We start from the raw sequence: 21015 nt of genomic DNA, 5'->3' as shown, positions 1-21015 counted from the left end.
TCTCAGCGACATGGCACTCAATCCTCAACATCGCGACAACTTTGAAGACTGGCTGACCGACGAACGCGAACGCCTCGAAGAGCGCACCGAATACGTCGCCGGCGAGGTCTTCGCCATGACCGGCGCGACCGAGCCGCATAACCTGATCGTCACGAATATCGTTCGTGAACTGAGCACACAAATGAAAGGCCGCCCCTGTCGCGTCTATGCCAACGACCTGAAAGTCCACATCGCCCCGGCGGACGCCTGCTGCTACCCCGATGTCCTCGTCATCTGCGACGCGCCAGATTTTCACGATCAGCGCCGCGATGTCGTGCGCAATCCCATCCTCATCGTCGAGGTGCTGTCCAAATCGACCGAAGCCGATGATCGCGGAGATAAATTCGCGCTCTATCGCCATCTGCCAAGCCTGCAAGCCTATCTGCTGGTGACCCAACAGCGACCCCAAGTCGAGATCTATACTCGCGAGACGGACGGTCGCTGGATCATGAGCGACGTTCATGGTCGCGACGCACAGTTCAACATCGCCGCCATTGACGCCAATCTGAGCCTGGCGGAGATATACGACAAAGTCGATTAGCGCCGCCGTTCCCGCCCCCGGAAGCACTGCCATTAAGTTAAGCCGTTCGTGATGAGGCCCTCGAACCATGAGCGGCTTAACGCGCAGAGGCTTAGGATTTTCCGTCCGCCCTTCGACAAGCTCAGGGCGAACGGAAAATCCTTAACTTAATGGCAGTGACCCCCGGAAGGGGTTGAAGCGACGGCAACCCGGCTCTTTAACAATTCGATTTCAAGCAAGGCCATTTAGCCCCTCTCCCCGTTGGGGAGAGGCCTGGCCTGAGCGGAGCCGAAGGGGGTTGGGGTGAGGGGAGACGCACGAGTACCGCCAAAACACCAAAAGGAGCCATCATGGACCTGATTCTAACCACCTTCGGCACCTATCTTCACCGGCAGGGCGAGATGTTCCTGATCAAGGTGAAAGAACAAAAACAAGAAGTTTCCTCGCGCAAGGTGCGCTCGATCCTCATCACCACCGGCGCCAGTCTCTCGACCGACGCCATTCAACTGGCGATCGAAAAAAACATCGATATCGTCTTTCTCGATCAGGTCGGACACCCTTACGGGCGTGTCTGGCACGGTCGACCCGGCTCGACCACCGCGATCCGCCGCGAACAGTTGCGCCTGGCCGATACGGAAAAAGGTTTGCGTCTCGCGCAGGGCTGGTTGCTGCGAAAATTCGACAATCAGATCGAATTTCTGCGCGAAGCGCGCCAGCGCCGAACCCGTCTCTCCGCGGCCCTAACCGAAAAGCGCGACGCACTCCTGGAATTGCGCCAGTCGCTCGCAGCGGTCACCGGCGACCTGGACGAGGTACGCGGTACGATCATGGGTTACGAGGGCCGGGCGGGACGCACCTACTGGGAAGCCGTGAATCTTCTGCTCCCCGACAATTTTCAGTTCGCGGCGCGTTCGCGCAATCCCGCCAAGGACGAATTCAATTGCCTGTTGAATTACTCCTATGGCGTCCTCTATGGCACGGTCGAACGCGCTTGCATACTCGCCGGTCTCGACCCTTACGTCGGTTTTGTGCATACCGACCATTATCAGAAGAAATCGCTCGTCTTCGACCTGATCGAGTGTTACCGCATCTGGGCCGATGAAACGGTCGTGGGACTGTTTGCCGCCCGCAAAGTCAAGCCGGACATGTTCGATCCATTACAAAACGGTCTCATCCTTAACAAACCTGGCAAAGCGGTCTTGATGGAACGCTTTGGCGAGTATCTCGACGAAAGCATTCGCTACCGCAATCGCAACATCAAACGGCGCGAGACCGTGCAACTGGACTGTCACCGCCTGGCCAATGAATGGATTGGGAGACCGGCCGATGAAGATGACATGTTTAGCCCCTCGCCCCAGCGGGGAGAGGGGTTGGGGTGAGGGGAGAAGGTCTAAAACCACATGAAAACAACCGAAACGCTAGTATGGATCATCTATGACATCGTCGAAGACAAACCGCGCACCAAAATCGCCAAGCGGTGCAAGGAAGCCGGACTCTACCGCGTGCAGAAATCGGTTTTTCTGGGAACCCTCGAACGCAACCGGCTGGATGAATTGCGACTTCAAATCGAGGAACTCGCCGATGCAGAGGTCGATTCGGTCTATCTCTTCCCGATGTGCGAGGGCGATTTCAAAAAAGTCATTCTTCTCGGACAGGCATTCGACAAAAAACTGGTCACCGATGAAGTGCGGGCGTTATTTTTATGAGCGAACCAACCGGCAATTGGTCATTGGACACCGAGCGCACCCCGATGATCACGCCATCGGAGGTGCTGGAGCATGTGTATTGCCCGCGCTTCACCTGGTTCATGAACGTGCAGAACATCCCGCAACATGAAGAAACGCGCTTCAAGGTCCAGAAGGGCCGCGAGGTGCATCGGCGACGGGCCACTGAAAATCGCGAATATCTGCGCCGCAAGATTGGCGCGGTCAAGCGCGAAATCGAAGTGTATCTGGCATCGCCAGCCTTGCGATTACGCGGCATCGTCGACGAGGTGCTGTGGTTGAAAGATGGCAGCCTAGCGCCTCTCGACTACAAATATACCGAATCGCGGGAAACCGTCTTCAAAACGCACGAAACGCAGATCGTCCTCTACGCGATGCTGATTCAGGAGATCTATCGACAGCCGGTCACACGCGGCTATCTGGCGTATATCCGGGATGGCAGTCAGCTCATCGAAGTCGCCGTCACCGAAGAGGCCATGACCCAGGGCAATCGCATCAACGCATTAGCGCATACTGTTAGACAATCCGTACTGCGGCCCCAATGATTTGAGTCTTTAGAATCTTGGGGAGATCTCGCCGATGTGCGACTTGAGTGTGGAGCGATCGATTGCGCACCATTTTGCCCCGCTGGACGAGCCGCGCAGCGCGATCCAACGACGGCACCTCTTAAGTGAGATGATCGTGATCACCATCGCGGCGTCCTTCAGTGGCGCCGACGGTTGGGTGGGTGTCGAGACGTTCGGACAGGCCAAGGAGGCGTGGCTGCGCACGTTTCTGAAACTGCCCGCGGGCATTCCGTCGCACGACACCTTCGGGCGGGTGTTTGCGCTCATCGATCCCGCACAGTTTGCCGCCTGCTTTCGCCAATGGAGCGCGTCGGTGGCCGAACTGATCCCCGAAGAGATCATTGCCGTCGATGGCAAGACCCTGCGCCGCTCCCACAGCCGCGGCAAGGGCTTGGCGGCGTTGCACCTGGTCAGTGCCTGGGCGACGGCCAATCGGGTGGTGCTCGGACAGGTCGCCACCGACGCCAAATCCAATGAGATCACGGCCATTCCACGTCTGCTGGAGTGGCTGAAGCTGGAGGGCTGCATCGTCACCATCGACGCCATGGGCTGCCAGACCAAGATTGCCGCGCAGATCATCCACCAGGGAGGGGACTATGTGCTCGCGCTCAAAGGCAACCAGGAAACGCTGGCCGCCGAGGTCGAGGAGGCGTTCATCGACGCCGACGCCAGAGGCTACGCCGGTGTCGATTCGGCATTCCTCGAAACCGTCGAGCGAGGGCATGGTCGTCTCGAAACCCGTCGCTACCAAACCTTGGGCGATCTTTCCGGCGTGCCGCACAGCGCCTCGTGGGAGGCAATGAACATGATCGGCATGGTTGAATCGCGCCGTGAGGTCGCCGGCAAGGTCTCGGTCGAGACCCGCTATTTCATTGGCAGCATCGGCACCAGCGCCGCGCGCTTTGCCCACGCAGTACGCGGTCACTGGGGCATCGAAAACGGGTTGCATTGGAATCTCGATATCGCCTTTCGTGAGGATGAGTGCCGTGTCCGCGATCCGGTGGCGCGCGAGAATCTTGCCGTCCTGCGTCACCTCGCCCTCTCGCGCCTCAAGAATGACGGCACCAAGCTCGGCATCCAGAACAAACGCTTGAAAGCCGGTTGGGACGAGTCCTACCTGTCGAAATTGCTCTTCGAGTCGCCTCAGAGGAAGGGCGACGCTGATACATCGGTACCCGCTAATGTTAGCAGCGCTTGATGCGATTGCCCTGGGCCATGACCCGAACGCGCTCGCTCATCGGGCAGATCTTCGATATTATCCGGACGGGACGCCTACCGGCACGGACCTCCTCGCGGCTTCGGTGCGAGGACTGCTGCTACAAAAATATTTGCGTCTAGCGTTGACTTTGCAATATCCATTTGATTCCGATTGCGAAAAATCGCATTTTTCGATGTAGAACAGGCTCGAAAGAGGCCCTTTCGCGCAGCAACACGGGGTAGAATGCCTAAAAAAGACCCAGTAAATTTTTTGTATATCGCTAATTTAGAAAGATTTATTGGCAAAATGCGGCTGCAGCACCCAATCCAATACAACAAGGATTGAAACGCTCCTGTCTGATGCGTCCAAGGCGTCAAGCGCATGCTGCAGCACCCAATCCAATACAACAAGGATTGAAACGCGAGGATTTCATACAGATCCTCGACCACTTGGGGGGCTGCAGCACCCAATCCAATACAACAAGGATTGAAACGTGTTGAAATCAAAGCGCATCTGTTCCTCGGGGAGGACGCTGCAGCACCCAATCCAATACAACAAGGATTGAAACGCGAAGGATGGCGGTTTCGGTCTGGCGTTCGGTGCTGCTGCAGCACCCAATCCAATACAACAAGGATTGAAACTTGGTAGGTGCCGAGGTGGACGCGGTCGGCGAGGTGCTGCAGCACCCAATCCAATACAACAAGGATTGAAACTGCTGATATCTCTGCTCAATACGGGTCTGTCATGGGGCTGCAGCACCCAATCCAATACAACAAGGATTGAAACACGTGCATCTCGTTCTCCTGTCTGGTCTCGGTTCGGCGCTGCAGCACCCAATCCAATACAACAAGGATTGAAACCTTCGGTGATGGCGCCTGGGTTCCGACCGCGTGGGAAAGCTGCAGCACCCAATCCAATACAACAAGGATTGAAACGCGATCAGAAGCGGAATCTTCATGGTCCCAGCGGAGGGCTGCAGCACCCAATCCAATACAACAAGGATTGAAACGTCGCGCGTCAACCGCTACGCCGAACGCTCAGACCAGCTGCAGCACCCAATCCAATACAACAAGGATTGAAACCATGGGGAGTGTCCTTCTTGAAAATGCCCGGGCGAGGCTGCAGCACCCAATCCAATACAACAAGGATTGAAACCGTGCCATGTCAGATCCTCCTGAGCGGTGGCGGGTGGCTGCAGCACCAGGGCAATCGCATCAACGCATTAGCGCATACTGTTAGACAATCCGTACTGCGGCCCCAATGATTTGAGTCTTTAGAATCTTGGGGAGATCTCGCCGATGTGCGACTTGAGTGTGGAGCGATCGATTGCGCACCATTTTGCCCCGCTGGACGAGCCGCGCAGCGCGATCCAACGACGGCACCTCTTAAGTGAGATGATCGTGATCACCATCGCGGCGTCCTTCAGTGGCGCCGACGGTTGGGTGGGTGTCGAGACGTTCGGACAGGCCAAGGAGGCGTGGCTGCGCACGTTTCTGAAACTGCCCGCGGGCATTCCGTCGCACGACACCTTCGGGCGGGTGTTTGCGCTCATCGATCCCGCACAGTTTGCCGCCTGCTTTCGCCAATGGAGCGCGTCGGTGGCCGAACTGATCCCCGAAGAGATCATTGCCGTCGATGGCAAGACCCTGCGCCGCTCCCACAGCCGCGGCAAGGGCTTGGCGGCGTTGCACCTGGTCAGTGCCTGGGCGACGGCCAATCGGGTGGTGCTCGGACAGGTCGCCACCGACGCCAAATCCAATGAGATCACGGCCATTCCACGTCTGCTGGAGTGGCTGAAGCTGGAGGGCTGCATCGTCACCATCGACGCCATGGGCTGCCAGACCAAGATTGCCGCGCAGATCATCCACCAGGGAGGGGACTATGTGCTCGCGCTCAAAGGCAACCAGGAAACGCTGGCCGCCGAGGTCGAGGAGGCGTTCATCGACGCCGACGCCAGAGGCTACGCCGGTGTCGATTCGGCATTCCTCGAAACCGTCGAGCGAGGGCATGGTCGTCTCGAAACCCGTCGCTACCAAACCTTGGGCGATCTTTCCGGCGTGCCGCACAGCGCCTCGTGGGAGGCAATGAACATGATCGGCATGGTTGAATCGCGCCGTGAGGTCGCCGGCAAGGTCTCGGTCGAGACCCGCTATTTCATTGGCAGCATCGGCACCAGCGCCGCGCGCTTTGCCCACGCAGTACGCGGTCACTGGGGCATCGAAAACGGGTTGCATTGGAATCTCGATATCGCCTTTCGTGAGGATGAGTGCCGTGTCCGCGATCCGGTGGCGCGCGAGAATCTTGCCGTCCTGCGTCACCTCGCCCTCTCGCGCCTCAAGAATGACGGCACCAAGCTCGGCATCCAGAACAAACGCTTGAAAGCCGGTTGGGACGAGTCCTACCTGTCGAAATTGCTCTTCGAGTCGCCTCAGAGGAAGGGCGACGCTGATACATCGGTACCCGCTAATGTTAGCAGCGCTTGATGCGATTGCCCTGGCTGCAGCACCCAATCCAATACAACAAGGATTGAAACTCGAAGCCAAGGCAGGAGTATCCATAAGGCGCTTCGGCTGCAGCACCCAATCCAATACAACAAGGATTGAAACAACACGAAGATTTCCGTGCTCTCCGAACGAAGGACGGGCTGCAGCACCCAATCCAATACAACAAGGATTGAAACGCGCACTGACCGGCAACATCGCCAAGGTCACCGCAGGCTGCAGCACCCAATCCAATACAACAAGGATTGAAACTGCTCGCGCCCCAAACGCATCGCCTCGTGGTACGCCGTTGCAGCACCCAGTCCAATACAACAAGGATTAAAATTTCAACTGCGCCGAAAGCGCGCGCGGATTGATGATATCCAGACATGGCCTTCGCGTAAGGGGCGGGTTTGAAACCCGCCCCTACGTCCGGTTATGACATTCGGTGTCTCGATCCAACCATCATCCAGCCGGGCGATACCCTCATCGGCTCGCTGCCGGTCAACCTCTCCGCCGAGATTCGCGAGCGCGGCGGGCGTTATCCGCACCTCTCGCTCGATCTACCGGCACCGCTACGCGGGCAGGAACTGAGCGCCGCGCAAACGCGCGATCACGGGCATGGGTCGAGGAATTTCGCGTCTGGCGGGGCGACGTCTAGCCGACTGACCGCGACGCAAGCTTGCGGGTCCGGACAAACAAGGTGCGGAGGCGTTTCATAAGCGCCATCGATTCACCTTTCAACATCCTGCAGGCTCCATGCGATGCGTTCCAACCCTCTCGCCCTCACTCTCGTCGTCGCTTTCATGCTCACCACGGGTTGCGCGACGGTGACCCGCGGCACCAACGACACCCTGGTCATCAAAAGGCGCGACTAACATCCTCACCACCGCAGACGGGCGCGACGGTGACCCGCGGCACCAACGACACCCTGGTCATCGAAACCGATCCACCCGGCGCCGACGTGAAACTCTCCAACGGGATGGTCGGCAAGACACCGGCAACCTTCAAGCTGCCCCGGAAAGACTCCCTGGTCGTCGACCTCCACAAGGTGGGTTACGAGGCGGTGAAGGTGAACGTCCGGCCGCAAATCTCTGGCGCCGGCGGTGCCGGCATGGCGGGGAACGTCTTGCTCGGCGGAATCATCGGCGTCGCCGTGGATGCGGGCACAGGGGCGATGAACGATCTCAAGCCCAATCCCATCCACGTGCGGCTCTCCCGTTTGGACGACGATCTCGGCGAGGCGTCGGTTGACGGTGTCGAGCAACGCATGGCTACCCTCAAGACCATGCGCCAGTCGGGCCTGTTGACGGAAGCCGAGTATCGCCGCAAGCGGACGGCGCTCCTGAGTCGTCTATAACGCCTTGAGAGACGCAAGCAACAAGCTCATCGCTCGCGTTTACGATCCTTCAATTTCGGCGCGGGACGCCATTTGTCAAGCAGATGGCCGAGACTCAGGATGGGATGGGGCCACGGCATGCGCGGTCCGGCGTCACGCATGATCACGCGTACCCGCTCGCGCTGCAACGGCGCATAGCAATGGACCTCGCACAGGTTGCAGGCCGGCTTTTCCTCCTGGAAAAGACAGGTGTCGAGCCGGCGCTGGGCATAGTCGAGCAAGCCGGCACAGTCGGCGCAGAGGCCGCCAGCGGTGGCGTGATGGTCGCGACAGTAGATCGCCATCATGGCGGCGATGGTTTTTTTCTCGCGGATGATGCGACGTCCGGCTGACATAAGCGGTCCTTTGGGGTTGAGCGTCAGGTTGAGGCCGCACATCCGGCAACCGACCGACGGTGCGACGAGGAAATTCACGCTTGGAGGCTCTCACCGACGCCTGGGCGTTGCCTTGAGATCGGTCAAAAAGGCGTCTTCCGCGTCAGATCCCAGATGCTTCCAAAGGCATTCTCCAGGCCATTGCCATGGGAGGGGATGTTCAGGCATCAACCCCCGTAGGAGCCCGCTTGCGGGCGACGGGCCACTGCCATTCAGTTAAGCCGTTCGTGGTTCGAGGGCCTCACCACGAACGGCTTAACTGAATGGCAGTGGGGCAACACTTCATGGCAGTGGGGCAACACTTCATGGCAGTGGGCAACACTTCATGGCAGTGGGGCAACGGGTGGGCGCAGGGAAGGCATCCTGGCGGGTCGCGTCGCCCGCAAGCGGGCTCCTACGGATAGAGCGTCGCCCGCAAGCGGGCTCCTACGGGTTGGGTCTTTCACGGAAATCGCCTCGGGGCCGAGCTGCGTCAGCGCATCATTACGCCCGCGCTGTCTCCAGGCGCCGCCCCAGCATCCGATCCGCTACCCGCAGTGCGTTGGCGTAGATGGTCCAGGTGTAGGGCACGCTGCCGCCGGTGGGCATGAAACTGCCGTCGGTGACGTAGAGGTTCTCGACCTCGTGGGCACGGCAGTCCGGATCGAGCACCGAGGTGGCGGGGTCGGTGCCGAAGCGGCAGCCGCCGGCCATGAGATTCGCTGGCGGCGCGCCGCTGACGCTGGAACTGACGCGCACCGCGCCCAGTTCGCGCAGCACTCGTTCGCCCCGCGTGGCCAGATAGCGTCCGACCTCCAGGTCGTGCGGGTGATGGCCGATGCGGATGCGCGCGACCGGCTGACCCCAGCGGTCCTTGAACTGGGGATCGAGGGTGACGCGGCAGTCGTCGGTCGGGAGCCAGTCGCCAAAGACTTCGAAACGCAGGGTGCGGTCGGTGCGGAACCACTGCTCCAGGCGCCGTTTCAGCGGCGCGCCCCACAACAGTTCGCCGTCGCGCCACTTGGCGCGGTTGGCCTTGCCGGTGGGATTGGGATGGGCGAGCAGGAATTCGACGATCCCGCCCTTGTGCCGGCCGGGCGCGAAGTCCGGATCCTCGATCAGATACCAATCGTCGAGCGCGCGATTGACGAAGGGCCCCATGACCTTGAGCTGGGCGGCCCGCTCAGGCGTCAGGCGCGCGTATTCCAGATCGCCCGAACCGGACCCGCCAGCGGAGAACAGCAGGTTGCGCCCGACCTGACCCTGGTTGTTGGCTAATCCATTGGGGAAGCGCGGACCGGGCGAGTTGAGCAGCAGCCGGCTGGTCTCGACCGCCTGACAGGCGACGACGAAGCGCTTGGCGGTCACCCGCTGGAGGCGGCCGTCGGCGTCGACATACTCGGCCGCGGTGACCCGGCCGCGTGGGTCGCTCAACAGACGGTGCACCTTGGCCTTGGGGCGGATCTGGCAGCGGCCGGTGGCGAACGCCGGGTCGAGCAGGGCCGCGCGGGCGCCGCCTTTGGCGCCGCTGGCGCAGCCGAAGCTGCCGCAGTAGCCCGAATACTCGCAGGCACGCCGTCCCAGATCCGGGCGCGAGAGGATGGCACGCGGCACCCGCAGGGAATGAACGCCGAGCGTCGCGCAGGCGTCGTCGATCCAGGCGGAGACCGGATGCTCGGCGGTGGGCGGATAGGGGAAGTCCGGGCTAGATCGCGGCTCTTGACCCGGATGCGGGGTGATCGTCCCGGAGACCCCGATCAGGCGCTCGACGAGGTCATAGTAAGGCTCTAGGTCGGCGTAGCCGATGGGCCAGTCGACCCGGTTGGCGCCGGCGATCGGGCCAAGCTCGGACAACTGGCGAAAATCCACCGGCTTGAGCCGATGGAAGAAGCCGCTCATCAGGTTGCTGGAGCCGCCGACCAGGTTGCCGTTCCAGAAGTCCCAGCCGGATTCGGAGGTCGGCGTGGCGGTCCAGCCGCCCTCCCCGTCCGGCTCCTCGATGACGTGCTGTTCGTGACGCAACTCCGGGGTGTAGACGCTGCGCCGGCAGCAGGCCAGTTCGTCTTTGTAGAAGTGCTCGTCGCGCAGCCAGGGGCCTTTCTCCAGCACGATGACGCTCTGGCCCGCCGTGGCCAGGGTGTAGGCGACCGGCGCGCCACCGGCGCCGCTGCCGATGATGCAGACATCGCAATCGGTGGTCATGGGGCGATACTCACGGTTCGATTTTCAGAGAGGTCGGTAGAGCCGGCTTCCAGTCGGAGCGGCGACTCGTTCGGCTACCCGGCGAGCGATAGCGCGCCGGACGTTTGGCCGCCCAACCGCCACGGGAAATCCTTAACTTAATGGCAGTGGCCCTCATGATGCGTTCGACAACCGCCAGGCCGGAACGACTCGGTTACGCCCGGTCTCCTTCGCGCGGTACAGCGCCGCGTCAGCCGCGGCAACGATCTCCCTGGGCCCTGGATAGCGGCTATCGTTGATGGCGACACCGACGCTCGCCGTGAGTGCGTGCCCAGGAAAACGCTCCTGGAGCATCTGTCCCCGACGCTCGATTTCTTTCCTGATCCGCTCCGCATACACGAGCGCGGTCTGCTCGCTGGCGTCCAACAGGACAAACAGAAACTCCTCGCCACCGTAGCGCCCGAGAAAATCGCCGGGCCGGGTCAGACTACGCATGGTATCGGCCACGATGCGCAAGACGTCGTCGCCCGCTTGGTGGCCAAAACTGTCGTTGAATACTTTGAAGCGATCGATATCCAAGAGTCCCACGGCAAAACGCCGCCCCGATTCGGCTGCCTGGCGGAAAGATTGGTTCAGAAAGCGCTCCATGGCGCTCCGGTTGTGGAGTCGGGTCAGTGGGTCGATCTCGGCCTTGGCTCGCTCCTGCGCGAAGATTCGGCTGCGCTCCAGGGCAATGCCAAGCTCGCTGGCGACTCGCATCACTTCCGCCAGTGGACCGATCCCCACGGGGGCTTCATCGCGTCCGTTGGACAGACACAGCACGCCCAGCAGCCGCCCATGATTCATCACCGGCACCACGGCCGCCTCGGATGCCTCCAGGCTGGCGAGGATCTCTGCGTTCTCGGGGGACTCCCTGATCAGGGTCGGTCGGTGTTCCCGCAGACAGCGCACCAGATCGCCGGATAGGGTCAGGATGGCCAGTTCCAGCGGCGGGCGGGGATTGGAGGACATTGGCGCCGGCAGGGCATGGGTCGCCACCAAGCTGCGGCGCTTGGGCTCGATCTGCATCATGAGCAGGCGCCGGATCCCGAATTCCCGCTGGAGCGCCTCCAGGGTTCGGGGAATGAATTCGTCCGGGTCCAGACTGTGGTGGGGCGCGGTGTAGCTCGCGCGGGATCCCGCTGGCATCGGCGCTCGATGTCCGGAATCGGCCCGGCTCAGACCGATCACGGTCGACACCAGATTTGCCCTGAGCTGCTGGGACGACGGGAACTGAAGGCCATAAAAGGCGCCGATCTCGGAGATTTCCTTGTCGGCCCGTTCCAGAATGTCCGGGAGATCGATCCGCTCCAGGGGCACCAGCGTCACGACGTCCGGCGATAACGCTGGGCTGCCGCGGGTGTTTGTCGAGCCGATTCCCTGGGTCCAGGCGATGAAGTCGGCCAGGACGACGATCGCGACCTCTTGCGCCTGCAGGGGCGTGAGTCCGGCATCGGAGAAGGAACTGTGGTGCAGTCTCTGCACCCGGCAGATCAATTCCGGCAATTGCCAGCGTTCGCCGATGACCGCGCCGACCGTGTCATGCGAGACGCCGAAATAGGTCTGCTCATCCTCTCTGACGGGATTGCCGCTATTGCTGGACGCGGCGAGAAAATCGCTATAACGGACGCGTCCATGGGACTCCAGAATCATCTTCCCCAGGTCGTGCAGCAGCCCGGCGGCATAGAGCGAATCGGGGTCGGGATGCTCCAGCCGCTCCGCCATGTCGCGACTCAGAATCGCGACCAGCAGGCTGTGCTGCCAGAAGTAGAGACGGTCGAAGACACCCTTGTCGCCGCGCTGGATCAAACCCTCGTAGAAGAGCAGGTGCAGCGCCGCCTGGCGAACGGCGGACAGGCCCAGCAAGGTGACCGCGCGGTGGATGGAACGAATGTGGCGGGGAAAGCCGTAGAAAGCGGAATTGACGATGCGCAGAACCTTGGCGGCCAAGGCGGGTTCGGTCTCGATCACATGCGAAATGGCACCCACTCCCGCGTCTTCGTCGCGGGTGAGTTGCAGCAACTTAACGGCCGCGGCCGGCGCCGGGAGCAGTTCGCTCACCTCCCCGCGTAATGCGGCTCGCACGGCCTGCGCGTTTCTGTCCGGATCGTCCACTCCTTCTCTCCCTCACGCCGTCCCGCGCCGATGTTGTCGCCCGAAGGGGTTCCGCATTCATCATTTTAGGTGAAGAGACCGTGCGACGAATCACATTTTGGCGTGAAGGGATGGCGCGAGCGCGGCTGGACAGGCTTCGCGCAAGGGACAGTCCGGACAGATCGGGCGGGCGCGGCACGCCTGCTTGGCGTGCTGGACGATCAGCGCGTGATATTCCTTGAACAGCGGCACGTCAGGACCGAGGGTCTGCTCGAAGCCCGCCCGGATCTGCTCGTAGGCTTCGTCGCCGGCGATCGCGCCGAGCCGCGCGAAAATCCGGCGGGTATAGGCATCGACGACGAACACCGGCCGCTCGAAGGCATAGAGCAGCATGTCGTCGGCGGTCTCAGGGCCGATGCCGTTCACCTTCAGCAGCGCGCGTCGCAAGGTCTCCGTGTCGAGCGCGCCCCATCCCTCAAGACCTCCCGCCGCCAGATACTCGACGCAAAAAGCGCTCAGGCGACGCGCCTTGAGGTTAAAGTAACCCGCCGGACGCAAGGCTTCGGCCAACTCCGCCGGATCCAGCGCCAGGATCGCCGCGGGTTCGAGCGCACTCGACGCACTCAGACGCGCCAGAGCCCGTTCGACATTGCTCCAGGCCGTGTTCTGGGTCAGCACGGCGCCAATCATGACCTCGAAGGGGCTCTCGGCGGGCCACCAATGCTGATGCCCGTAGGCCGCGAACAAGGCCGCATGGACCCACCGCAACCGTCCTTCGTCGAATTCCAGATGATTGACTTGTCTGCGCAAGGGTGCGGACCTATCGGTTAAACTCTCTCTATCGACACGGCGCGCGGACTGCAAAGTCGCCATCGCGATGACCTGGTTCGCCTCGCCCCCGATCGCCACCCGCGCGCCCCGAGGATTTTGTCCCATGACATGCAAGCCCGTCGCCGTCCGCCTGAACCTGCTCGCGCTTCTCGCCATCCTGACCTGCATGCCAGCCGAGGCGGTCGACGTGGTCTTGACGCTGGACCGGTCGCTTAGCATGAAGGCCAACGATCCGAACCGGGACAGCACCAAGGGGGCGGAACTCTTCGGCGAACTCCTCGGCGCCGAGGATCGTCTGGCGCTGACGACATTCGCGCAAGAGAGCGAACGTCTGCTGGCGCTGACGCCACTGTCCGGCACCGGAACGCGCGAACGGGTTTCCTCCCTGATCAAGCAAGTAAGGATGGATGGCATACGGACCAATTTCGAGGCCGCGCTGCGCACCGCCTATCGGCTCTATCCGGACCAACCCCCGGATCCGGCGAACGAGCGGGTGCTGGTGCTGTTTTCCGATGGACAGCTCAACCTCGGAAACGAGGATGCCAACCAGACCTCGCGCGCCGCCGTCATCAAGGAAATCATCCCAAAATTTCAGGCGGCCGGCATCCGGATCCTGGGGGTCGCCTTTTCTCCCGAGGCCGACCTCGCGTTTCTCCGCCGCCTTGCCGACGCCACGGGCGGCCAGGCATTTCGCGCGGACAAGCCCGCGGATATTTACGACGCCTTCGTCCGGCTGTTCGAGCAGACCGATCAACCCTTGACGGCGCCCGTGATCGACGGCGAGGTCAAGGTCGACGCCAATGTCCGCGAATTGAAATTGCTCGTGAAGCGCGACACGGGCGATGGGCCGATGCAGCTCACCGATCCCAGCGGCCGGACGTTCGGCGTGGACGAACAAACGCCAGGGGTGGATTGGAAAAGCACGCCGTATTTTGACCGCATCTCGATTCAACAGCCAGAGGCTGGATCCTGGAAAGTCACCTCGGATAACGCGGACAAGAAGGCATATATCGAGAGCGATCTCGATTTGCACGCCACGCTTCCGGTGTTGGCGAGCCTGGACGAGACGGTGACCGTCGTCGCCAAATTGCTGTATCGCGGCGTGGCGGTCGATCCAAGCCTCATGAAAAACACGCGCTTCACGGCCACCTCGCTCGACGCGTCCGGGGTCATTCAGCAGCAACTCGAATTGCAGCCAGGCGCGAGCGATCCGACCGCCCGGAATTATCGTGGCACGTTCGCCTTCAGCACGCCGGGCCTGTTCCAGGTGCGCGTCAGCGCCGAGGGGGTGGATTTTCAGCGCCAAAAGACCTACTTCCTGACCATCCTGGGGACCGAACAACCGGAGTCAGCCAATGCCCAAGCAGGAGCCGGCTCGCCGGACAACGCCACGGACGCGGACTCGCCGGATTCCGATCCATCCAACCAGCGCGCCGCATTCTTCATGCTCTTGTTGGGGAATCTCGGCCTTTTAGCCCTCGCCGGCGTTGGTGTCGGCGTCTGGTGGTGGCGCCGACGCGGCCGAATCGAACCGGACGAGGTCGACCCGGATGACTGACGCCGCCCCACCATTCCAACCAGACCAGCGCATGACCAACGGGGACAACCTCCCATCATGACTCCGGCTCACTATGTTTGGATCTATGGCCTGGCCGAGGCACTGGCCCTGAGTCTGGTCTTGACCGCGCTGTTTGGAATTCAGTGGTGGCGCCTGCGCCGGGATCGTCAAAAATTGGAGCAAACCCGTCGGGCGATCGCCGGCATGCTCAAACAAGAGATCGGCAGGATCACAAGCAAACCGACCGCAAGACCGGAATTACGCAAGAGCCGGGCAGACTGCCTGGCCGCACTAGCGAAGCCATTTAAAACACGGCAACTGGCTGACGAAGAGGCTTGGAGAGCGGTCATGGAAAACGTCGGACAGTGCTTCGACCACTTGATGCGGACCACTCAAGAGGTGTCCGAGCCAGGCCATCCGTCGGTACTCGACGCAAGCGATGACACGGACGGATTGTCGACCGCGGAACTGGATTCGGGGATCGATTCACTGCTGACCGGATATCAAGCGGGCAAGTCCGCGATCGAAACCAATCGGGAGGCAACCGCCGAGCTGAAACGCAACTACCAACAATTGCAGCTTGCCAACCGGAATCTCCGGCATAAACTCCAACTGGACAAAAACAGCGATCTGTGGCAACTGTTCGAGACTTACGAACGCAACAACGCCGTGTTCATGAAAACGCTCTCGGTGAAGGAGCGCAGTTACAACCTTCTTGTCAAGGAATTCGAGGCGCTGCGGGAAAGCCTTCAACATCTCCAGGCGATCATCGGCAACTATCGAAAATCAGTGCATAAATTACTGCTCGAACGAAGCGGTCTCGCCGAGGAGAACAAACAGCTTCGCGAACAGCATGAGGTCACGGACCGGCTCGTGACCCGCTTGAATCGCAATTACGACACCTTGCGCAACGAATACACAAAATTGTTTGAAACGATCCGATAACGGCCTGCGACCGACTGAAGACATCAGGTTCGATCAACGACATCCGCGCTATCGCTTTCCCAATATTGACGGTGTTTTTCCAGTGCATCCGCAAGCGCTTTCGGGGTCATTTTACCCTGCCTGACCAGCACTTCGCCAAGCGGGATATTCTGTCGAGCGAGTACCGTCATTGCCGCCGTGCATGCGTCGAGCGCCAGAATCCCCAGCGCATCGACGGCCTCGCAGAAGGTCGCCATGTGCTTCCATTGATAGGCGCGCGCACGGGTGACATCCTCAATGGTCAGGGTTCCCTGCTCGATGAGCCGAAACAAAGGGTAGGCATTCAGCTCTTTTTGGACCCTCGCGGCTTGCGCGATATCCGCCTCGCTCAGGATGTCGTTCAGAACCAGAAATCGGCCGAAAAGAACCGGAACATCCAGGAAGGCCATCGCGTCGTCATTCATCATTCGCCTTCCGACACCGTGGCGCCTTTCGACACGATCACGACCCCCTCACGGGAGACGGTGAAACGCTCGCGGTCGCGTTTCGCATCGAAACCGATCCGCTCTCCGGCCGGAATCTCGATGTCTTTCTCGACGATGCAGTGGCGCAGATGAGCGCCCTCCCCTACCACCACGCCATCGAACAGGATCGACGCCTCCACGATGGCGCCGTCGTTCACGCGCACCCGCGGAAAGAGGATCGAGTGATTGACCCCGCCTCCGCTGATCACGGTGCCGGCGGCCAGCATGGAATTGACGAAGACGCCCTCGTTGCCCGTCACCGCGCCGGGAACGGTGCGGGCCGGCGGATATTGTCCCTGATAGGTATTGATGGTCCAGTCCGGCTGATAGAGATCGAGCGGCGGTTGCGCGAGCAGGAGCGCCATGTTGGCCTGATAATAGTCATCGATGGAGGCCAGATCGCTCCAATAACGATCCGGCGTCACGCGCCCGCGCGTTTGGCCGAAGCGATAGGCGCAGACACGATGATCCTGCGTCAAGGGGGCAATCAGGTCGAGCGCAAGGTCATTGTCCGAAATGGCGCCGCGTTCGATCCGAGCCAACCGTTCAAGCAGAAATGGCTTGTCGAACAGATAGACGCCCATGGTTTCGAGATGCTCGTCGCCCTCCGTCCCCCTTTCGTCGGGACGCCGATCAACCATGACAGGCTCGGTCAATCCCAGAATGCGTTCCTCGTCATTGATCGTGACCCGCGCCTGGGTTGCCGATCCCGGATCCGCAGTCGCGCGCACCGCGACCGTGATCTGAGCATCGGATTCGCGATGCGCCCGCGCCAGTTCGGCGTAGTCCATGCGGTAAACCGCGCCGCCGTCGAGCACCAGCACCTGACTGGCCCGATTGCGTTCGATCAGATAGCGATTCTGGCGAATCGCATCGACCGGACCGGCATACCATTCCTGGCTCTCGCGCATCTGCGGCGGCACCGGGGTGATGAATTCGCGCAGTTCGGGATTGAAGATCGACCAACCGTCGCGCAGATGCTTATGCAGCGAATGGCTCTTGTATTGGGTCAGAACCAGAACCTGGCGCAGTCCCGAATGCAGACAATTGGCCAGACTGAAATCGATGACCCGATACTTGCCGCCGAACGGCACCGCGGCCTTGGTGCGGTGGATCGTCAGCGGATCGGGACCGGCGCCGCGATCGATGGCAAGCACGAGGATCAGGGTATCGGCGGACATGGCGCTTCTTCGGATAAATGGAGACCGGTCGTCACAGCCGCGCAGTCTAGCGGGAACGCGGGTCGAAAAGCCAATCCCCGTGGTCGTCGCCAGCCATTTTCATTCTGACGTAGGAGCCCGCTTGCGGGCGACATGATCTGCAAAAGCCTTTTGGGGCTGCCAACCCCCATCGCCCGCAAGCGGGCTCCTACGATGGCGGATGACGCCAAGATGACACGCCCTAGGACACCGCCACCTCGGCGGGCAGTGCGGCGATCCGAACCTCATCCGCCGTGAAATCCCCGCTCGGAACACCATTCACCCGTGCCTCCCGCACCGGACCCGAAACGGGCGGGGCGAGTCGGATGCCGCCCGGCGGGAGTCGCAGGTCGCCGCCGAGACGGACCGCGATCCGCCCCTCGGCCGTGCGCCATAGCGCCAGATCGAGCTTGCCGTACCAGGTTGGCAGACCCTTGACCGAAACCTCTCCAGCGTCCAGCCACGCGGACGGAATCCCCGCGCCGACGACCAGCGACTGGTCGGATTCGCGCTCGTAGGCGAACATGTCCCGAAAGGCCAGGCAGTATTCCGAGCCGATCCAGGCGTGCGGCAGATCGCCATGATGTCCGGGCGCGCGGGAATCGTGCCAGGCGATTTCGGGCCATTGATTCCAGACGGGCGGGCGACGTTCGGCCAGGAAAAAGCGCGCCAGTTCATGGGCGTCGTCCCGGCGGCCCAGTCGGACCAGCGCGCCGACGATGCGGATCTCGTAGGGGGTGTAATTGGTCCAGGGCACCGGATGCTCGCCGTGCATGGCCCGGAAGCGTTCCATGAAAAGGTCGAAACTGCGGTGCAGGGCGACGGCGGGCAGGTGGTGCGTCTCGTCGATCAGGGTCAGGGCATTGGCGGTCGCCGTGGGGTCCGGGTCGGCCCACTCCACCGAACCGGGCAGGAAGTCGATCCCGCGCGTGTCCATGGTGCGGAGGATGGAGTCGTGGAGCGTGGCGCGGAAGTCGTCGCGCAGTCGGGCGAGCCGATCCGCCTCGACGCCCTCCCTCATCAGCGTCGCCAGTTCCACGGCGTCCTTGAGACCCCGCAGCGCCCAGAAGTCGTCCCAGTAGGAATGCACCGGATGGGCCAGATAACCTTCGTGGCTTACCGATTCGGTCAAGAGTCCATAACAGGCGCGCCGGTCTCCCGAGCGATAGTCGTCGGTGAGTCGCTGGGCGCGCAGGTGCTCCAGATACCCGACGGCCTTGCGGACCGCGGGCCAGAGGTCTTCCACCAGTCGGCGATCCCCGGTGAAGCGGTAATAATCCGCCACCGCGAAGATGAGCTGACCGTGGCTGTCGTGCTCGGGCAGCCAGTCGGCGCCGTCTTTGTCGACGCAGCAGGGAACATTTCCGTCCGGTGCCTGATAGGGGGCGTACCAGCGGATGAACGCCTCGGCCTCTTGATGTCGTCCCAAACGCAGCAGCGCGGCGGCCATCCCTGCCCCATCGCGAATCCAGGAGCGGGTGTAACGGCGCGGGCCGGGTTGGAACGCCGGACCGTCACGGTTGATCAGGATGTGTGCCAGCGAGCCTTTGCAGGTGTCCAAATACTCCTGCACCAGGGCCGGCAGCTTGAATTCGACCGCGCCCACCACACGCGACCACTGCTCCAGCGCCAGCGCGAATTGATCCGGACCCGTCACGCCAGCCGGCAGCGAGTCACGCGGATCGGATGTGGCGAGCGGCCCCTGCATCGGCTCCAGCGGCGCGGCGAGATAGACCTCGCCGACCGCGCCGGGCTCCAGCGCCACGTCGAATCCCAGGGCGCCCGAGGCGTAGCCGAAGGGGTCGCTGACCGCCGTCGCGACAGGGAGCCCGCCGGCTGCGAGAGCGTCGCCGATCGTCCCCTCGTCGAAAGCCGCCGCGCCGAAGGCGGTCGGCGCGGTCAGCGGAACCAACGCCAGTCTGCCGTTGACCCAGACCGCGCCGTCGCGCTCGGCGATCTCCTGGATCGGACTGACCCCGCCGATGTCGCGCCAGCCCTGCCAGGACGGCGAGACCTGGAATGGACGCAGCACGGCATGAATGGCGATCGCATGGCGTCGGGTTCCGCGGTTCTCCACCCGGTAACGCAGATAGATCCAGATCCGACCCGGCGCGCCCGTCGCGCAGGCGGTCACGGTCAATCCGAGGTCGATCCCGGACACGGACGAGGCATCGCCCCAGGTCCAGATGGATTCGGGAATCGGCAGAGGGGGTCGGGCCAGTCCCTGACGGAGCGCACAATCGGCCCAGGTCACCAGCGCGCCGTCGACGACCAGACAGGGCTCGATGGAGAAGCCCGCGCGGAGAATCTCGATCATGCCCTCCTCGTTGAAGAGCGCGGGCACCGCGCCGTCGGGCACGTCCACCGGCGTCCAGTAGCTCTGTTCCCGAGAGAGCCAGCGGGGATAGCGTCCGCGCGGCGCATCCGCCGCCAGACGGTGGAAGAAGTCGTTGACCGAACGCGCGAACGACTCGGGCTGGACCGCGATGGAGACCAGTCCGGGAACCCGGTCGTCCTCGCCTTCATCGAGCGCGAGCCGCAGGAAACGCGAGCAACCGCCCGGCAGATAGACAGGGTTTTGCGCGCCCGCCGCCCGTGGCGCCGCATAGAGAGCGCGCCAGGACGCGCCGTCATCGCTGGCCATCACCTGGAAACATCGCGCCTGGATCGAATCCCAGTGCAGAATGAGCCCCCCATAGTCCCGTTCCTCCCGGAAATCGAGATCCACCCAGGCGGGCAGCCGGTCGGCGCGCCAGCAGGTGTCGGGGCAGCCGTCCAGGACGCAGGCGGCGGCATGATCGGGCTGGGCGCCCGAGGCATGGATCAGCGGCATTTCCGCCGGGGTGCGATCCTCCAGGCGAAGATCGGCGATCCAGAGACGACCCGCGCCGCCAGGACCGGCGGCCACCACGATCTCGATCGCGCCCACCTCGCGGGCCACGCCGCCTCCGGCCGGTCCCCAGCCGAAGTCGATGGCGCTGCCAGGGATGCGCAGGGTGCGCCAATCCGTCTCGAACGCGAAAGATTCGTCGCGAAACCGCCAGACATTGGCGCCGCTCGGGTCCACCAGCTTGAACTCGAAGGCATTCGCCGGCGCCGAGGCGCGTACCTCCAGCACGAAGGCGTAACTCTCCGGCAGGATCAGCGGCAAGCCTCTGCGCGCGACCACGAAGCCGCCTCCGGCCCCGAAATCGAACTCCAGACACATGGCCTGGCCGCTCGGGGCCACATCAGGCAAAAGTTCCAGCCGGGCCTGCCCGGAGGCGACAGGAGACCAGTCGGAAAGATCGGCGAAATCGTCCAGCGTCAGGATTTGCATACAGGGATACCGGTCAAGAATGGCGCGCGTTCCGGGCAGTAAGATGTCAGCCCAGGGAGCAAAGGAT

At 62.2% G+C, this 21015-nt stretch carries 17 protein-coding genes and 2 CRISPR repeat arrays; of the genes, 10 read left to right on the top strand and 7 right to left on the bottom strand.

The annotated features are described in order from the left end of the window. Positions 1–10 precede the first annotated feature (10 nt). The 8 genes from THIVI_RS21825 to THIVI_RS21795 all read left to right on the top strand — a co-directional run bounded on the left by THIVI_RS21825 (position 11) and on the right by THIVI_RS21795 (position 7887). Positions 11–580, top strand: a complete 570-nt coding sequence (locus tag THIVI_RS21825; protein ID WP_014780683.1) for a Uma2 family endonuclease — start codon at positions 11–13, stop codon at positions 578–580. Positions 581–909: 329 nt separating this feature from the next. After that, positions 910–1938, top strand: a complete 1029-nt coding sequence (gene cas1 / locus THIVI_RS21820; protein ID WP_014780682.1) for a CRISPR-associated endonuclease Cas1 — start codon at positions 910–912, stop codon at positions 1936–1938. A gap of 21 nt (positions 1939–1959) precedes the next feature. Then, the gene (gene cas2 / locus THIVI_RS21815; protein WP_014780681.1) at positions 1960–2265 is read left to right on the top strand and encodes a CRISPR-associated endonuclease Cas2; all 306 of its coding nucleotides are present in this window, start codon (positions 1960–1962) and stop codon (positions 2263–2265) included. Continuing rightward, positions 2262–2828 carry a CRISPR-associated protein Cas4 gene (gene cas4 / locus THIVI_RS21810; RefSeq protein WP_014780680.1) on the top strand — a complete coding sequence of 189 codons (567 nt, stop codon included), beginning with the start codon at positions 2262–2264 and terminating at the stop codon, positions 2826–2828. The genes cas2 and cas4 overlap by 4 nt, the downstream gene beginning before the upstream one ends. Positions 2829–2862: 34 nt before the next feature. Further along, positions 2863–4047 (top strand): ISAs1 family transposase, encoded by a 1185-nt coding sequence (locus THIVI_RS21805; protein WP_014776993.1) that lies wholly within the window; start codon positions 2863–2865, stop codon positions 4045–4047. Positions 4048–4358: 311 nt separating this feature from the next. Then, a CRISPR array of direct repeats spans positions 4359–5202; the repeat unit is 37 nt; unit sequence GCTGCAGCACCCAATCCAATACAACAAGGATTGAAAC. 143 nt (positions 5203–5345) lie between these two features. Next, on the top strand, positions 5346–6530 hold the full coding sequence (locus THIVI_RS21800) for an ISAs1 family transposase (RefSeq protein ID WP_014776993.1): 1185 nt from the start codon (positions 5346–5348) through the stop codon (positions 6528–6530). A 12-nt stretch (positions 6531–6542) separates the two neighbouring features. Next, a CRISPR array of direct repeats spans positions 6543–6873; the repeat unit is 37 nt; unit sequence GCTGCAGCACCCAATCCAATACAACAAGGATTGAAAC. Between the two features lie 67 nt (positions 6874–6940). Beyond that, entirely contained in the window at positions 6941–7249 is a 309-nt protein-coding gene (gene csx16, locus THIVI_RS24170; protein ID WP_083845802.1) for a CRISPR-associated protein Csx16, read from the top strand. A 185-nt stretch (positions 7250–7434) separates the two neighbouring features. Then, a complete protein-coding gene (locus THIVI_RS21795) occupies positions 7435–7887 on the top strand; it encodes an SHOCT domain-containing protein (protein ID WP_014780678.1) in 453 nt (150 codons plus the stop codon). A 26-nt stretch (positions 7888–7913) separates the two neighbouring features. On the opposite strand, the gene THIVI_RS21790 is transcribed toward THIVI_RS21795, so the two are convergent. The 4 genes from THIVI_RS21790 to THIVI_RS21775 form a co-directional block, all read right to left on the bottom strand. After that, complete coding sequence (locus THIVI_RS21790; protein WP_014780677.1) at positions 7914–8261, bottom strand: nitrous oxide-stimulated promoter family protein; 348 nt, start codon at positions 8259–8261, stop codon at positions 7914–7916. Between the two features lie 522 nt (positions 8262–8783). Next, entirely contained in the window at positions 8784–10481 is a 1698-nt protein-coding gene (locus THIVI_RS21785) for a GMC family oxidoreductase (RefSeq protein WP_014780676.1), read from the bottom strand. A gap of 153 nt (positions 10482–10634) precedes the next feature. Beyond that, positions 10635–12614, bottom strand: coding sequence for a sensor domain-containing diguanylate cyclase (locus tag THIVI_RS21780; RefSeq protein ID WP_014780675.1), 1980 nt, complete (start codon positions 12612–12614; stop codon positions 10635–10637). A 90-nt stretch (positions 12615–12704) separates the two neighbouring features. Then, positions 12705–13403 carry an endonuclease III domain-containing protein gene (locus THIVI_RS21775; RefSeq protein WP_014780674.1) on the bottom strand — a complete coding sequence of 233 codons (699 nt, stop codon included), beginning with the start codon at positions 13401–13403 and terminating at the stop codon, positions 12705–12707. Between the two features lie 124 nt (positions 13404–13527). Between THIVI_RS21775 and THIVI_RS21770 the strand changes: the two genes are divergently transcribed. Together THIVI_RS21770 and THIVI_RS21765 are read left to right on the top strand one after the other, a co-directional pair. Continuing rightward, complete coding sequence (locus tag THIVI_RS21770) at positions 13528–14982, top strand: vWA domain-containing protein (RefSeq protein ID WP_014780673.1); 1455 nt, start codon at positions 13528–13530, stop codon at positions 14980–14982. Positions 14983–15102: 120 nt separating this feature from the next. After that, complete coding sequence (locus THIVI_RS21765; protein WP_157174541.1) at positions 15103–15927, top strand: hypothetical protein; 825 nt, start codon at positions 15103–15105, stop codon at positions 15925–15927. Positions 15928–15950: 23 nt separating this feature from the next. Here the strand turns inward: THIVI_RS21765 and THIVI_RS21760 are convergent, their stop codons facing one another. From THIVI_RS21760 to THIVI_RS21750, 3 genes are all read right to left on the bottom strand, one after another. Further along, positions 15951–16373 (bottom strand): hypothetical protein, encoded by a 423-nt coding sequence (locus THIVI_RS21760; protein ID WP_014780671.1) that lies wholly within the window; start codon positions 16371–16373, stop codon positions 15951–15953. Beyond that, the gene (locus THIVI_RS21755) at positions 16370–17611 is read right to left on the bottom strand and encodes a glucose-1-phosphate adenylyltransferase family protein (protein WP_014780670.1); all 1242 of its coding nucleotides are present in this window, start codon (positions 17609–17611) and stop codon (positions 16370–16372) included. The genes THIVI_RS21760 and THIVI_RS21755 overlap by 4 nt, the downstream gene beginning before the upstream one ends. 220 nt (positions 17612–17831) lie before the next feature. Beyond that, positions 17832–20948: a discoidin domain-containing protein gene (locus THIVI_RS21750; protein ID WP_014780669.1), complete on the bottom strand. Its 3117-nt coding sequence runs from the start codon at positions 20946–20948 to the stop codon at positions 17832–17834. Positions 20949–21015 lie beyond the last annotated feature (67 nt).

This window comes from Thiocystis violascens DSM 198 (assembly GCF_000227745.2).
In the GTDB taxonomy this organism is placed as follows: domain Bacteria; phylum Pseudomonadota; class Gammaproteobacteria; order Chromatiales; family Chromatiaceae; genus Chromatium; species Chromatium violascens.
This window is presented reverse-complemented; position numbering and strand designations above follow the sequence as displayed.